This is a genomic window from Burkholderia sp. BCC0322 (assembly GCF_902833045.1).
Classification (GTDB): domain Bacteria; phylum Pseudomonadota; class Gammaproteobacteria; order Burkholderiales; family Burkholderiaceae; genus Burkholderia.
The window spans coordinates 66,727-81,033 of the sequence record NZ_CADFDU010000009.1 but is presented as its reverse complement, the minus strand read 5'-3'; the positions used below and the strand labels follow the sequence as shown (position 1 = coordinate 81,033).

At 64.2% G+C, this 14,307-nt stretch carries 13 protein-coding genes and 2 pseudogenes; 9 read left to right on the top strand and 6 right to left on the bottom strand.

Going from position 1 to position 14,307, the window contains the following annotated elements; genetic code table 11:
- The first annotated feature begins 166 nt into the window (after positions 1–166).
- The 3 genes from HWX39_RS23730 to HWX39_RS23720 all read left to right on the top strand — a co-directional run bounded on the left by HWX39_RS23730 (position 167) and on the right by HWX39_RS23720 (position 2,802).
- Positions 167–1,114 (top strand): hypothetical protein, encoded by a 948-nt coding sequence (locus tag HWX39_RS23730; protein WP_244135083.1) that lies wholly within the window; start codon positions 167–169, stop codon positions 1,112–1,114.
- A 135-nt stretch (positions 1,115–1,249) separates the two neighbouring features.
- Positions 1,250–1,981, top strand: a complete 732-nt coding sequence (locus tag HWX39_RS23725) for a GTP cyclohydrolase I (protein WP_175970238.1) — start codon at positions 1,250–1,252, stop codon at positions 1,979–1,981.
- A 116-nt stretch (positions 1,982–2,097) separates the two neighbouring features.
- Entirely contained in the window at positions 2,098–2,802 is a 705-nt protein-coding gene (locus tag HWX39_RS23720) for a sigma-70 family RNA polymerase sigma factor (protein WP_175970237.1), read from the top strand.
- A gap of 221 nt (positions 2,803–3,023) precedes the next feature.
- Here HWX39_RS23720 and HWX39_RS23715 read toward each other — a convergent pair.
- Positions 3,024–3,161, bottom strand: a pseudogene (locus HWX39_RS23715) (succinate dehydrogenase, cytochrome b556 subunit); the annotation flags it as partial.
- Between the two features lie 46 nt (positions 3,162–3,207).
- Here HWX39_RS23715 and HWX39_RS23710 point away from each other — a divergent pair.
- Complete coding sequence (locus tag HWX39_RS23710) at positions 3,208–3,420, top strand: hypothetical protein (protein ID WP_244135082.1); 213 nt, start codon at positions 3,208–3,210, stop codon at positions 3,418–3,420.
- A gap of 25 nt (positions 3,421–3,445) precedes the next feature.
- Here the strand turns inward: HWX39_RS23710 and HWX39_RS23705 are convergent, their stop codons facing one another.
- The gene (locus tag HWX39_RS23705) at positions 3,446–4,975 is read right to left on the bottom strand and encodes a cryptochrome/photolyase family protein (protein ID WP_175970402.1); all 1,530 of its coding nucleotides are present in this window, start codon (positions 4,973–4,975) and stop codon (positions 3,446–3,448) included.
- 460 nt (positions 4,976–5,435) lie between these two features.
- Here HWX39_RS23705 and HWX39_RS23700 point away from each other — a divergent pair, with 460 nt between their 5' ends.
- Positions 5,436–6,407 carry a MerR family transcriptional regulator gene (locus HWX39_RS23700; RefSeq protein ID WP_175970236.1) on the top strand — a complete coding sequence of 324 codons (972 nt, stop codon included), beginning with the start codon at positions 5,436–5,438 and terminating at the stop codon, positions 6,405–6,407.
- 224 nt (positions 6,408–6,631) lie between these two features.
- Here the strand turns inward: HWX39_RS23700 and HWX39_RS23695 are convergent, their stop codons facing one another.
- Positions 6,632–7,591, bottom strand: coding sequence for an alpha/beta hydrolase (locus tag HWX39_RS23695; protein WP_175970235.1), 960 nt, complete (start codon positions 7,589–7,591; stop codon positions 6,632–6,634).
- 666 nt (positions 7,592–8,257) lie between these two features.
- Here HWX39_RS23695 and HWX39_RS23690 point away from each other — a divergent pair.
- Both HWX39_RS23690 and HWX39_RS23685 read left to right on the top strand, forming a co-directional pair.
- Positions 8,258–8,842, top strand: a complete 585-nt coding sequence (locus HWX39_RS23690; protein ID WP_244135080.1) for a DUF2878 domain-containing protein — start codon at positions 8,258–8,260, stop codon at positions 8,840–8,842.
- 91 nt (positions 8,843–8,933) lie between these two features.
- Entirely contained in the window at positions 8,934–10,454 is a 1,521-nt protein-coding gene (locus HWX39_RS23685) for a deoxyribodipyrimidine photo-lyase (protein WP_175970401.1), read from the top strand.
- Positions 10,455–10,658: 204 nt separating this feature from the next.
- Here the strand turns inward: HWX39_RS23685 and HWX39_RS23680 are convergent, their stop codons facing one another.
- The gene (locus HWX39_RS23680; protein ID WP_175970400.1) at positions 10,659–11,243 is read right to left on the bottom strand and encodes a fasciclin domain-containing protein; all 585 of its coding nucleotides are present in this window, start codon (positions 11,241–11,243) and stop codon (positions 10,659–10,661) included.
- A gap of 265 nt (positions 11,244–11,508) precedes the next feature.
- Between HWX39_RS23680 and HWX39_RS23675 the strand changes: the two genes are divergently transcribed.
- Both HWX39_RS23675 and HWX39_RS23670 read left to right on the top strand, forming a co-directional pair.
- A complete protein-coding gene (locus HWX39_RS23675; RefSeq protein WP_175970233.1) occupies positions 11,509–12,198 on the top strand; it encodes a hypothetical protein in 690 nt (229 codons plus the stop codon).
- On the top strand, positions 12,186–12,887 hold the full coding sequence (locus tag HWX39_RS23670; RefSeq protein ID WP_175970232.1) for a hypothetical protein: 702 nt from the start codon (positions 12,186–12,188) through the stop codon (positions 12,885–12,887). Before HWX39_RS23675 ends, HWX39_RS23670 begins: the two co-directional genes overlap by 13 nt.
- A gap of 12 nt (positions 12,888–12,899) precedes the next feature.
- Here the strand turns inward: HWX39_RS23670 and HWX39_RS23665 are convergent.
- Both HWX39_RS23665 and HWX39_RS23660 read right to left on the bottom strand, forming a co-directional pair.
- Positions 12,900–13,351: pseudogene (locus HWX39_RS23665) on the bottom strand (transposase); the annotation flags it as partial.
- A 119-nt stretch (positions 13,352–13,470) separates the two neighbouring features.
- Complete coding sequence (locus HWX39_RS23660) at positions 13,471–14,196, bottom strand: TetR/AcrR family transcriptional regulator (protein ID WP_175970231.1); 726 nt, start codon at positions 14,194–14,196, stop codon at positions 13,471–13,473.
- Between the last annotated feature and the right edge of the window lie 111 nt (positions 14,197–14,307).

Genomic DNA, 14,307 nt, shown 5'->3' with positions numbered 1-14,307 from the left:
GATTCCGCCACATCGACACGCAAATGTGCGACACGCTCGATACATGCATCGAAATCGCGCTTCTTCCGGCGCACTTCCCGGCCCACCTTGACATAGCTTGGCCGCCAGCCCATTGACCTCAAAAGTCGTTTCATATGCATTCAAAACACGCAACCCCTTTGCAGGAATGAGCACTCACGTGCTGGAAACGCGATTTTCCGGTGCCGTCGCGACACTTGACGCACAAACTTCCGGTACAAATTATTCCATGAATCACTTTTCCGCTTCACTTTCCGGAAAATTTGCATACAATCCAGCTGTGACGCATGAATCGACCGAGGGAGGCCCCGTGCCAACACGCAATCACGACATCAAGCCGCGCCGGTTTCCGGCGTGTCCGGCTTCATTGATGGCGCGCGTGTCCGTCGCCCCGGCGCGCAGCCCGTCACACCACGCCGGTGCGGCGCCCGACCGGCCGATTGCGTCGCGCTTGCGGGTCGCCGCGCAGCAGCGCGGTCAACGCTGCCCGCATCGTTCGCCGCAGGTGACCGACCGGTGTGCAAGCGCCGCCCTGAACGGCGCACTGCACGAATGGCGATCGAACACCGTCGCGGCTCGCCCGTGTCCGACGTTGCTCGTCACGGGCGGCCTGACCGCATCCGACGAAACGATCGAACGCGCCGGCCTGCACGTCAGCGAGCGCGTCGAATCGGTGTCGCGGGCGCTGCGGCAGCCAGGCCCGGCGGTCGACGCGCTGATCGCCGAGGTCACGTCGCTGCAGATGGACCTGGCGATTCAGTTCGTGTCGCTGGCACTGGCGCGCCGTGTCCGCGCGGCCGCGCTCATCTACGAGTACGGCAGCGTGCAGGCCCTCTCGCTGGTTCGCCTTGCCGGGTTCCACCTGTTTCGCTCGGTCGGCGGCCGCATCGACCAGGCATTCGTCCTGGCCAAGTTGCAACAATCGGCCGCCGTCACGCTCGCAGCGAAGCCGACGGCGAACGACCCGATATTGCGGTTCCGCCGGGACGTCGGCGGCTGGGCTCCGGCAACGCCGACGGGTCCGTCGTGCGCGATCAGGGCCGGGTCTCCTGCGACGCTGCCGGGCCGCCACGCACGCCCGCGCGCGCGCAGGTGAACGTCACCCGATCGACGCGCCGTCGAAATCGCGGCGGCGTTCGCCCGACTCCTAGCCAAGGAACACAGGCAACGCATCGCATCGCCTCAGTCGTGATCCATCGCCTCACCCCCTAACCTCGAGAAACGAACCGAAATGGGAAATCTGATCGACGCTCCCGAGCACACCTTGACCGCGATCGACGAGGGCATTCCTCTGTCGCACATCATTCGTCGTCGGCTCGAGAACGCGGGCGCGCGCTTCCATGCAAACGACAACATCGCCGCGCACCTGCGCGACGGCGAACTGGATGCGTTGCAGAACGAAGTTGCGCAGGGAATGGAAGCCGTGCTGCGCTCGCTCGTGATCGATGTCGACAACGACCACAACACCCGGGAAACCGCACGGCGCGTCGCGAAGATGTTCATCCGGGAAGTGTTCGCGGGCCGCTACGACGCGGCGCCGTCCGTCACCGAATTCCCGAACGTCGAGCGGCTGGACGAGTTGCTGATCGTCGGGCCGCTGCGCGTGCGCAGCGCCTGCTCGCATCATCTTTGCCCGATCATGGGCCGCATCTGGATCGGCGTGCTGCCCAGCGCCACGTCGAACCTGATCGGCCTGTCGAAGTACGGAAGGCTGGTGAACTGGGTCATGACGCGCCCGCAGATCCAGGAAGAAGCGGTCAAGCAGATTGCCGACCTCCTCGAATCGCGCATCTCGCCCGATGGGCTCGCCGTCGTGCTCGAGGCCGAGCACTTCTGCATGCATTGGCGCGGCACCAAGGACGACCAGGCAAAAATGACCAACAGCGTGATGCGCGGGAAATTTCTCGCGGACCCATCGCTTCGCCGAGAGTTTCTCGCGTTGTTGTCCGGAAAGCATGCATAACGCGCGCGACAGGCATTCGCGACGAATGCGCCGGCGCCGTGCCCGGCCATGAGCCGCGCCCGCTCGTCGCCGCGGGCGCGCAACAGCGCGAAGCGCAAAGCCATACGGAGTTCCCGATGAACTGTTCGCACGATTCACTCCGCCCGTCTTCCGGCCAGGGTCGATCGACGACGCTGCATTCAGGCAGACAGCCACGCCGGGGCGCGTCGCGCGGGAGGCCGCGCGCGGGCGACAGAACCGAACTCACCGCCGATGCGGTCGTTCAGCCCGACGAAGCATCCGACGCGCATGCGGAACTCGACCACTTGCTGTCTCGCGTCGCCGCCGGCGACGAGCCCGCGTTCGCGCAGCTGTATCGATTGACGGCGGCGCGGCTGTACGGCGCGATCGTCCGGATGATCCGCGACCGCCACGAAGCGGAGGACCTGCTTCAGGACGTGTTCACGACGGCGTGGCGTCGCGCCGATGCATTCGACGCCCGACGCGGCACGGCGATGACATGGCTGATGACGCTCGCACGCAATCGGACCATCGACCGGATCAGGCAGCACCGCGAGCTTCCGCTCGACGACGAACTGGCGCTGTCGATCCCCGACGAAAACCCGACGCCCGATCTCGGCGCGCAGGCGAGCCAGGAGCGCCTGCGTCTGGAGCGCGGGCTCGCGCACCTGGGCGAACGGCAGGCGTATGTGCTGCGGGAAGCGTTTCATAGCGGCGCGTCGTATGCGGATCTGGCCGAACGCATGCAGGTGCCGCTCGGCACGATGAAGAGCTGGATCCGCCGCAGCCTGATGCGACTCAAGATCTATCTCGAGCAATGAGCGCGCAAATCGCTTCGCGGTTCGATCGCGCCGCGCGGGTCGGACCGGGCGACGGCTGTGATCCGCGCGGCCGTTGAATCGGCATTTGCAGCGGCGGGGCCGGGTATTGCGCGCGAGTGCGCCGATCCCTTGAGCATCCGAGACATGCCGCCCCTTTCCGGAACGTGCGGATAACGAACGATCGTCAATCGAACGGCAACTTGCCGGCGCACAAAAAGGTGGACGAAGGCCCACGACAATGCGAGGACGATCAGCTTGACGACGATGCTGGAAAGGAAAGCCTTGAAGACTGCGACGCCCAGCTCGGACGTGAGGCTCCGGTCGAAAAGGAACAGCAGGTACAAGAACAGCAGCGCACCGCCCGAGCAGATCACGCGCACGCTGCTGGACGCCTTTCGAGACATCGTGGGCGCCACCGCCGACACGGCAACCGCCCATCGCTGGCGTTATGCCGAGCCGGCGCCGTCGTCTGTCGCGGCTCCCGGCCGCTTTGCGTGGCGGGCAGGCCCGCGCATCGGACTGTGCGGCGACTGGCTGGGCGGCGGCAAGATCGAAGGCGCGTGGCTCAGCGGCACCGGCCTCGGCGGCGCGGTGGCCGACACCCTGATCACGCACTGACCGGCGGCGCCGATCACGGAACGGCCTACAGCGATTCGATATTCCGCACCACGCTGTCCGCCTGCATGCGAATCGCTTCGAGCGCCTCGTCATCGAAGCGCGCGAGCTGCCGATAGACCATCCCGAGCCGATTGTTGTGTTGCAGCGCGTCCCGGTGCCGGTCGAAAAAGTCCCAGTACAGCGCGTTGAACGGGCATGCGCGCGCATCGGTTCGGGCATGGCGGTCGTACGCGCAGCCCTTGCAGTAATTGCTCATCCGATGGATGTACGCGGCGCTGGAAACGTAGGGCTTGGTCGCCATTGCGCCGCCGTCGGCGTATTGACTCATGCCGAGCGTGTTCGGCATCTCGACCCATTCGAACGCATCGATATAGACGCCGAGGTACCACTCATGCACCTCGTGCGGATCCAGCCCGGCCAGCAGCGCAAAGTTGCCGATCACCATCAGCCGCAGGATATGGTGCGCATGCGCGTCTTCGAGCGACTGCCGCAGCGCATGCGACAGGCAGGCCATTCGCGTGCGGCCATCCCAGAACCAATGCGGCAACGGGCGGCGATGACCGAACGCATTGCTTGTTTCATAGCCCGGCATGCGTGCCCAGTACACGCCTCGCACGAACTCGCGCCAGCCCAGTATCTGCCGGATGAACCCTTCGACCGCGGCAAGCGGCGCCGCGCCGCTGCGATACGCGTGCTCGGCCCGCGCGACGACTTCGCGCGGATTCAGCATTTTCACATTGAGCGCGAACGACAGCATCGAGTGGAACAGGCGCCGCGCACTCCCGTGCATCGCGTCCTGGAACTGCCCGAAAAACGGCAGTGCGTGCCGGATGAAGGCATCGAGGCAGGCGAGCGCTTCGGCTCGATCGACGGGCCAGCGGAAGTCGCCGGCCGACGGCTCCCCGAAGCTGCGCACGCCCGCCGCAACGATCTGATGCCACAGCGCGCGATGATCGTGATGCGGACGCCAGTCGGCCGGTTCCGCGGGCGAGCCGGGCCACGCCTGGCGGTTTTCGGCATCGTAGTTCCACTGCCCGCCTGCCGGCCGCCCTTCCCCGTCGAGCAATACGCGATGCCGCACGCGCATGGCTCGATAGAAGCGATCCATGATCCATGATCGGCCCGTTCCGAGCACACGCCCGACCTCATCGCGCGTCGTGTGGAAATGACCGGTATCGACCGCGCGAACCGGCACGCTCGCCGCGGCCGCATAAGCGCTCAGCTGCTGGTCGACACGCCATTCGTCCGGCAGCAGATACTCGATGCACGCTGCGCCGTGAAGCTCGGCGGCACTGTCCAGGTTGGCGGGAATGGCCTGACGATTGAGCGGGTCGTCGATCTCGATGTAGTGCACGCGATGGCCCGCATCGCGCAACAGCTTCGCGAAGCGACGCATCGCCGCAAAGATGGCAATCAGCTTCTGAGCGTGATGGAGCGTGTAGTCGGTCTCCTGCCGAACTTCCATCAGCACGTAGGTCGTTTCGGCCCGGACATCGGAAAACCAATGATGATTCGGGTCCAGCTGGTCGCCGAGCACAAGCCTTAAAGTCTTCATGGGACGTTTCGCGGTTGATGATCGCCGCCCGGGTTGTCGAGACACCTGCATCGCCACTTCGCGGCACACCCCGCATTCGAATCGGTCGCCGCACCACGACCACGCTCACCCGTCTGTCGGCTGCGCCGGCGGCCAGCATGACAACGCAGCCAACTGCCCTCCCGGCCGACCGCGCCCCCAGGTGAGGCACGACGCCAACGGCGACGGCGCTGCCTGGAAACGCCCGCGTCATCACGCGTCGAACGAAACACCTTGCCCCTCCCGACGCCCGGCACCGCGCGCGTCCTGACCGACCCCGCGACACCGGGCGGTACCGCGCCGAAGCATTCTAGCCGGCTCGCGCTTCGCGAACCACCTTTCCGGACGAAAATCCGCATGTTGAATCACTTTCCTGCTTCATATTTCAGGCAAACTGCGTACAATCCTGAGACAACAGTACGTCGACTTTAGGAGAGCAACGATGCCCCCTCGCAAGGATCGCGATACGCCTCATCGCTATCGCAGCGGCGAGGCCGCGCGCCTGGCGCGCATGCCGGCAGCCACGCTGAGGATCTGGGAAAGGCGCTATGGCGTGGTTGCTCCGCCCAAAACGCCGTCCGGACAACGGCTGTACTCGGACGACGACGTACAGCGAATTCGTTTGCTGAAAACGCTCGTCAATCAGGGCCACGCGATCGGCTCGATCGCCAGCCTGGGCCGCGAGGAACTCGAGGCGTTGTCGTTGACGAACACGCGTGACCCGGCGTTTCCCGAGTCAAGTGTGCGCCTCGCGGTCATCGGCGCGCTTTCGATTCCGGAATCCGCGATAGAGCGAATGGGCATCCAGGTCGCCGCACGAATCGACTCGATTGACGACGCGGGCGCGCATGCGGGTACGTCAGCCGACGCCCTCATCGCGACGACCACGTCGCTCCATGAGGATGTCGTGTCGCAGCTCGCTGACGTGGCGCAAAAGCTCAACGCGCACGCCGTGGCCGTCGTGTACGCGTTCGGCACGGCAGAGGCGGTCGAGCTGGCGCGTCTGTCGGGGTTCGAGCTGTTCCGGTCGACGGAAGGCCAGACCAATCCGATATCCATCATTTCGAGACTGGCGCAAGCCGTCGTCAAGTCGCGCCAGTCGAATGACGCGGATCGCGGGCTTTGGCTGCGCACGCGGCGACGCTTCGACGAAGCGACGCTCGCGTCGCTCAGCGGCCTGTCCACCACCGTCAAATGCGAATGTCCGCGTCATCTCTCCGAATTGATCATGCAGCTCGGTGCGTTCGAGCGATACAGCGACGAATGCGTGTCGCGATCGCCGGCCGATGCGCTGCTGCATCGCCACCTTGGAGACGCGGCGAACCGCGCAGCCGAATTGCTCGAGACGGCGCTCGCCGTCATTCTTCGCGAAGAGGGATTGGGCGGAACGACGCCGGAGCTGAAGGCGCTGTAGCGCGGCAAGCGCCGCCGGCTGTTCCAACCTGCCCGTGACGACAGGCGGAGATGCTGCGCGGTACACGCGTCATGCGCTTCGTCGCACGCAATGCGCTGGCAACGAATATCCCCCTGTTGCGACTCGTTCGTCGTTGAGTGGACACGCCGCGGGCCTGTCCGACCGCACGACGAGCCGTCGCCTCCGACCGGCACACTTTCGCGTGCACGCAGGGCTTGCCCCGCTCACTGAACCCAATCCGAAGAACGAGCCACGGCGGCAGGCGATGTCGGCTGCCTGCGCGTGGTTCCGGCATTCGACGCGTTCGCGACACGATCCACGAACGCGGAGAGGTCGTCTAGCACTGACGCCACCCCTCTCAACGGCGCGCCCAGAACGCCGACGAGCGACGCGTGACTCACGTTCCTGTAACGCATGACCACGACGCTATCGCCCATGGCTTGCAACGCGCGCGCGAAGCGGTACGTGTTGCCGGGCTCGACCACCGTGTCCTTCTCCGCGATGGCCAGCCACATCGGCGGCTCGGTACCCTGAATGAATCGAATCGGCTGGCTCGCGGCACGCGCTTCCTGCGGGAATATCCTTTCGAGCGTGGCATCACGCAGCGGCAGGAAATCATAAGCCCCGGCCAGCCCCATCACGCCGGCGATATCGCTCTTCTGCACCCCCTGTGCGGCCAGATAGCGGCCGTCGGTCGCAAGCAAGGCGGCAATCTGTGCGCCCGCGGAGTGCCCCATCAGAAACAGGCGACGCGGATCGCCGCCGAACGCGGCTGCGTGCTCGCGTGCCCACGCCACCGCCTGCGCTGCATCGTCGACGAAACCGGGAAAGGTGGTCGCCGGGTACGTCCTGTAGTCGGGCAAGACGGCAACAAACCCCCGCGACGCCAGCGCCTCTCCCACGAACAGATAATCCTTGCGCTCGCCGGACTGCCAGCTTCCGCCGTAGAAGAACACGACCACCGGGGCGCCCGCACTCGCATCGGCCGGCCAATGGTGCAGGACACGCGTGGGCAAGTAGACGTCGAGCACCTGGCGCTCGCCGGATCCGTACGGGATACCTGCGAACAGACTGAACGTGTAGCTCGGCGCGAGCGCATTCAGGAGCCGCACCGGGCTGCACGCGGAGAGGAGACCGGCCGCGAGCAGCACCGACAGGACGACCAGTCCGGCTTTCATGTTCATGGAGCTCTCCATACCTGACGATTCCGGCCGCATCCGCCGCCTCGTATGGGGTTTACGGAACTTGCGCGGAAGCGGATGCATGCATCGCACGGCAGCCGCGCCCCCTCTCTTCGAGCCATGAGCGGATGTTCGTCGGTCGGGCGCCGGCACGCTCAGGCTGTCCGGCGCCACGTTCGAACGCACTGCCCGGATGCCGGCCGGTTGACCCGTCGGCCGGGTTCGAACCCCGACCCTGCGCGGCATGAGGCGCGCTGTCCAAACGCGTTGCAGCGGTGACATCGTAAGCCGCCGTGCAATCCACAGCGCTACCGGCCACCCGGCGCCCCCTTAACGGCATCCAGATCTTCCCTTCGCAAGTGCATCCGTCCGCAGTGCAGCGTCGTATGTGAAATAGATAGTTGAATCGATGCGGAATGCCGACGATCGCTCCCTGCACGCTCGTCGACGATAGTGAGAGCCGTCTGCCATGAATGTTGTACCTGCCCCTTTCCCCGAGATGCAACGTCGACGTGGCGGCAGGACCGATTTCGCTCGTTGTCGACGGCGACGTATCGCCTTGCTCGGCGCACCCACGTGCGCCGCCGAGGCACGCGGCATCGCGACCATGCCGTTACCGATCCCGTGCGAACGATCATGAGAAGCGCTCCGAATCAGCTGACGTCGAGCATGCAAAAGTCGGGCGCCGCTCGCGTGTGCGTATATCTCGCGACCACCCAAATTGGCTGGCTGGTATGCGTGATGACTGCCGCATCGCATCACGCCGCGTGGGGCGTCGCCTACGCGCTGATCGCGACGCTCGGCCATCTTCTCTTCGCGCGTCGACCCTCATCCGAGGCGCGGATCGTCATCACGGTCACGGTGTCCGGATGGTTATTGGACAGCGCCGTTGCCCATTCCGGCCTGCTCGTGTACCCGAACGGCGTGTTGCTCAAAGGCACGGCGCCTTACTGGCTTGCGGGGTTGTGGGCGCTGTTCGCGATTCAACTCAATACCTTGCTGCGCTGGCTCCGGGAGCGACCGCTCATCTCGGCGCTCGTCGGCGCATTCGCAGGCCCGGCGTCCTTTCGCGCAGGTGCGGCACTGGGGGCCGTTCATTTCAAAGATCCGGCTGCTGCGCTCGTCGTTGTCGCAACCGGCTGGGCGTTCGTCTTGCCGGCCGCACTTGCGATTGCGCGCCATTGGGATGGCGTAACACCCCGATCTCCGCCGCCAATCGGCGAAGACGGCACGAATGACGCCCGCGCCGGATAGTGACATCGGCTCGATAGAGCCGGGAGCGTCACAGGCCAGCTTCATCTCCGATCCCGTTCAAATTGCCAACGCACCTTCTCAGGCAACGCACATGACAAGCTCCGAACTGCCGTATCAATCCCGCCCCGTCATCGTATGGTTTCGGGATGACCAACGGCTCGGCGACAATCCCTCACTTTCTCATGCGGTCAGTACCGGCCATCCTGTTGTTTGCGTCTACGTATACGACCCTGCCCCGAAGCTCGGGCGTCCGATGGGGGGCGCGCAACGGTGGTGGCTGCACGAGTCCCTGCGCAAACTCGATGAGTCGCTTTCCGCTCTCGGTGGCTCGCTGATCGTGCTTCGCGGCAACGAACACGAAGCCATCAGGCGCCTCGCCATCGAGACCCGGGCGGCGATGGTTTTCTGGAATCGCCGCTACGCGAAAGCGCAAATGGAAACGGATGCGTCGATCAAGCAAGACCTGATCGGCCGCGGCATCGACGTGTCAACCTTCAATGGCCATCTCTTGCGGGAACCTTGGACAGTCACCACGCGCGAAGGCTTGCCGTTCCAGGTATTCAGCGCGTATTGGAGAGCCGCTCGCCGCGACAATTTTTTTCCGCCGTGTCCACTACCGGCGCCCTCTCGGGTCACGTTCTTTCCCGTCTCCGAATGCGTCAGCGCACACGTCTGTACGCTTCCCGAGCTTGCACTGCAGCCTTCGACGCCGGACTGGGCGGAGGGTCTGCGTGCGACCTGGCGATGCGGCGAGGAAGCGGCCGGGCGTCAACTCGAGGCCTTCATTGAAAACTCGTTTTCCGATTATGCCGGCGCCCGAGATTTTCCGGCCAGTCAAGCGACGAGCCGGCTTTCTCCGTATCTTCGCTTTGGAAATATCTCGGCCCGGCAAGTGTGGTACGCAACGTTATCAGCGGTAGACACCATGCGAAGCAGGCGAATTGTTCGCATTGACGATGCTAAAAACGAGTCGTTGAACAAGTTCTTTAGCGAACTCGGCTGGAGAGAATTCTCGTATTACCTGCTCTATCACTGCAAACCCCTTCATCAGTTCAATTTTCGGCGCCAGTTTGACGCCATGCCGTGGCGTACCGACGCAAAGGCGCTTCGCATGTGGCAAATGGGGAAAACGGGATACCCGCTGGTGGACGCCGGCATGCGCGAGCTTTGGCACACCGGTTGGATGCACAACCGCGTGCGCATGGTGACAGCGTCGTTTCTCACCAAGCACTTGCTGATCGATTGGCGCGAGGGCGAAGCATGGTTCTGGGATACGCTGGTTGACGCGGACGAGGCGAGCAATCCCGCCGGGTGGCAATGGGTTTCGGGAAGCGGCGCCGACGCAGCCCCGTATTTTCGAATCTTCAATCCTGTTTTGCAGGGGAAAAAGTTCGATCCGAGAGGCACATACACGCGGCGGTGGGTGCCCGAACTATACGCACTTCCCGCCGAAACCGTCCACAGCCCATGGACCGCTTCCACTGACGAGCTGCAACAAGCATCCATCACACTCGGCGCAAGTTATCCCTTTCCGATTGTGGATCACCAGCTTGCACGCGCGCGAGCGCTCAGCTCGGTAGAGATCCTGAATATGCAGAGCGAAAGGAAGTGACGCCCGGTCGCTATCGCGAAGGTACGGGCAGCTTCTGCAAAACGCGGCGTCGATCGCCGGGATCGAATCACGAATCGTCGCTTGGAACATTCGGGCTCGACCGTGCGACGGGGGCGCCCCGACGACACACGGGGCGACGTGATGTGCAAGCACGCGCGGCCTGCTGCCGCACATCACGCCTTCTGCCAGGTACTGGCTGAAGTATCAGGGCATCAGCACGGAGTCGACCACGTGAATCACGCCATTGGACTGCATGACATCGCCGATCGTGACATGCGCGACATTGCCCTTGTCGTCGGTGACGGCCAGCCCGTTCGCGCCACGGCTGACGATCAGGGAATCGCCTTCGACCGTCTTCAGCGTCGCCTTGCCGCCACCTTGGTCGACCGCCTTGGCGAGGTCGAGCGCCGTGAGTCGTCCGGATACGACGTGATACGTCAGCACCTTGACGAGCACAGCCTTGTTCTCCGGCTTCAATAAGGTCTGCACCGTGCCGGCCGGCAACGCGGCGAACGCTTCGTTGGTCGGTGCAAATACCGTGAATGGCCCGTTGCTCGACAATGTGTCGACCAGCCCCCCTGCCTTGACCGCTGCGACCAGTGTCGTGTGATCGTGAGAATTCATCGCGTTTTCGACGATGTTCTTGGACGGGTACATCGCAGCGCCGCCCACCTCGACCGTCTGCTCCATCGACATGGATCCTGCCTCGGCGGCCGGCGCGTAATTGCACGTTGCGAATGCGAGGGCGAGCGCCACGCCACCCAGTTTTGCCTGGCTGAAAGATTTCATGTTCGTTCTCCGGAAGATTTCCGCTGTTGGCTGGAAGCACCCGGAGATACGAGTCGAACCGCACGGCGGATGCACGGTTGAACACTTCATCGCGGACAGGTCCGCGATCCAGGAGCGGGCAACGGAATCGAAAACCACGTCCATCCGCGAACGTCACTGCATCCGTTCCCGCTCTGCCACCGTATCTGCGTATGTCATCCAGCCAAGGTGATTGGCGTCCCACCTCGGGAAATGGCGTCGCGATGGCATCCAGAGGAGACAACTCATGAAGCGTTTCATTGGTATCGTCGTTGTGGCAGCGGCGCCGCTCGCGCTCAGCGCTTGCGGAGGCGGAGACGACATTGCTCCCGTGACCGCGCAACATCCGGAGAATCAGGCCATCTGGGCCGCGCTCGGAGGTGATTCGGCTGCCCCCGGCGTGGTGGCCGGCGTGGTCAATGCCGCGGTCGCCGGCCTGTTGGCGGACCCGGTCGAAGCGCCCTATTTTGCGGCCGTAACCGGTAATGCCAGCCACAGCAGTGCAGCCCATGACACCCCCGCACGGCTTGAAGCATGTCTCACGCTGCAGTTTGAATCGCTGCTCGGCGGTCCGTACACCTACCCTGGCCCGGTCAAGGTCGCCGGAGACATCGACTCCCAACCGGAGATGTGTCAAGACATGACAACTGCCCATAACGACGTCGGCGTTCCAGGCTGCGTGTTCGACCAGTTCATGGTGGACCTCGTCGCGACGCTGCAAAGCAAACTCCCGGCCGCGGACTTCGCAGCACTGACGTCGACGACCAATGGAACGTACGCGCTCACCGAGAAAAACTCGGCCGGCATCCCGGTCGGCACAAAATTCCAGTTCAGTGCGGTACCCACCCTCTTCAACCTGCGCAGCACCATCATCAGCGCCACACCCGGCGGCCCGGTGTATCTTCCGCCGACGGTTGCAACATCATGCACGGGCTGACGGCGGTGCGAAGCACCCACGTGATCGCGTGGCTCGCCGTGGCGATCTCCGTGAGCGTTGCCGGGATCGGCTGGTTGCACACTTCACAAGGGCGACGGCTCCTCACCGAGCTTGGCGTGAAGTGTCCGGTCGATTCCGTCGATTCCCGAACGGTGCTGTCGATTCGAAACAAGGCCATTCTGCTGGCGAAGGGTGTATCAGCGGCCCCCCAACGACCCGCGTTCGGCCTGCAGCTTGATCGCAGTACGGAAGCGGACGTGTCGGAAAGAATGTCGCGGTACAAGGCGCAGTGCGTCGAATTGTCCCGAGGCTTACGCTACCTGCGCTGTCGAGGCGTGCCTGCGGAAGTGCTCGGCTCGAATGGCCCACCCGTGAGCGAGATATGGTTCAGTTTCGCGCCGGATCACACGCTGATGGCCATCAATTTGTACCGTCGCGACATGTCCGCCGATGAAACGCGAAGGAGCTGGCAGATCGCCGTCCGGAGTCTGCACGATGTGCTCGGCGCGCCAACATCCGTGTCTGGAGATACGACGCTGGAATCGCTTATCGGCAAACCCGTGGCGGTTGCACGGGTGAGCTACGCCTATTCGGATTACGTTGCGACAGTGACCGCATCCCACTTGCCATACGGGGGACTGGCAGTCCGCGAGCAGTACATGTCTACCGCCGTCAAGCAAGAAGGATGAGGAAGGGTTTCGAAAAGGCTGCTCGGCGCGCCGATGCGTATGCCAGCCGATCAGGCAACAACCGGGTTTGAGGAACGCGCCGTGAATCTCGGCACGGCGCTCGAAACGAACACGGTGGCGGCGGAAGTAATGCGGCTGGCATGCGTGCGTTCAACGACCCCGCGATGTTTGCCGAGGCCGCTGCCGGGTTCGGTGCGGCTTCCGGCGATCACCGGCTCGAAACCGCGCTTGCGCAACGCTCGCCGATATCGCTCCGAGTCGTAACCGCGCTCGGCGTGGGCCACGCGCGGCCCGCACAATGCGTGGCCGCGCAATCCGCGAATCGACGGCATCGCGCCGATCAAAGGCGGCGATTGCGTGACGTCGTCGACATTCGCGCCGGCCAGGACCGCGGCGAGCGGCGTGCCGTTGGCGTCGGCAACGATGTGATGCCTGGAACCGGGTCGCGCCCGGTTCGTCGTCGATGATCGGTTTGCCCATCTCCTCGGCCTCGGTGATTCCGATGCGAAGGCTAAGAGCGTGCCGCGAAAGTTGACAGCCCCACGGGGGCTTTTTGAAACCGCTTCTATTGGCGAGGCCGTAGTCAGTTGCCGTTCAGCACCGTGAAGTCGCCCGGCGGTAGCGGTCGATTCGCGACATCCTCCGCCTCGGCACGCGTCAGGCCGAGCGTCTGCAACACACTCGCTGCGGCTCGTTCCGAGAGCGCCCCCTTCTCGACAGCCAGCCCCCTTCGACTACCCGGGGCCGTACCGGCCGCGTGAAGTTCCGCCGTGATCGCCGCCAGGACCGTACCCATCATCGTCAGGGCGCTCATGAACGGATCGGTCACGACGAAGCGGCGTGCCGCGATACCGCGCTCGCTGTCCCGTAGCAACCGCTGACCCAGCCCGCGGTCGAGCGCACGCACCGAGAACGCCTCGCGCACCAGGAAGCAGCCCCAGAGGCGCTCGCGGCGCGCGCGCATGAGCGTATGCCGCACGCATACGGAAACGACCTCCGCGGGATCCGACAAGCCGCCCGCGAGACGCTCGAGCTCGTCCGCGAAATCGTCGAACACCCACTCCGTCAGCGCGGCGAAGATGCCGTCCTTGGATTCGAAGTGGTAGTAGAACGAACCGAACCCTACATCCGCGGCATCGGTGATCTCGCTGATCGCCACGTTATCCCTCCCTTTCTCCGCCATCAGCCTGAACGCTGCCTGCAGCAGACGCAGGTGCGTCGCCTGCTTGCGGCGAACGCCGCGCGGTTGGCGCCGCTCCGCTTCCCCGGTGGAGACTTTCGGGCGATGAGGCCCGACCGTTCGGTTCATGAGCGCGTCTCCCTTATCCGAATGACTTTTCTGCATGCCCCAATTTTAGATGACTCACTCATACTTGACAATATTATCAGTTATGAGTTTAATCTCGAAAAAGTCGGCACC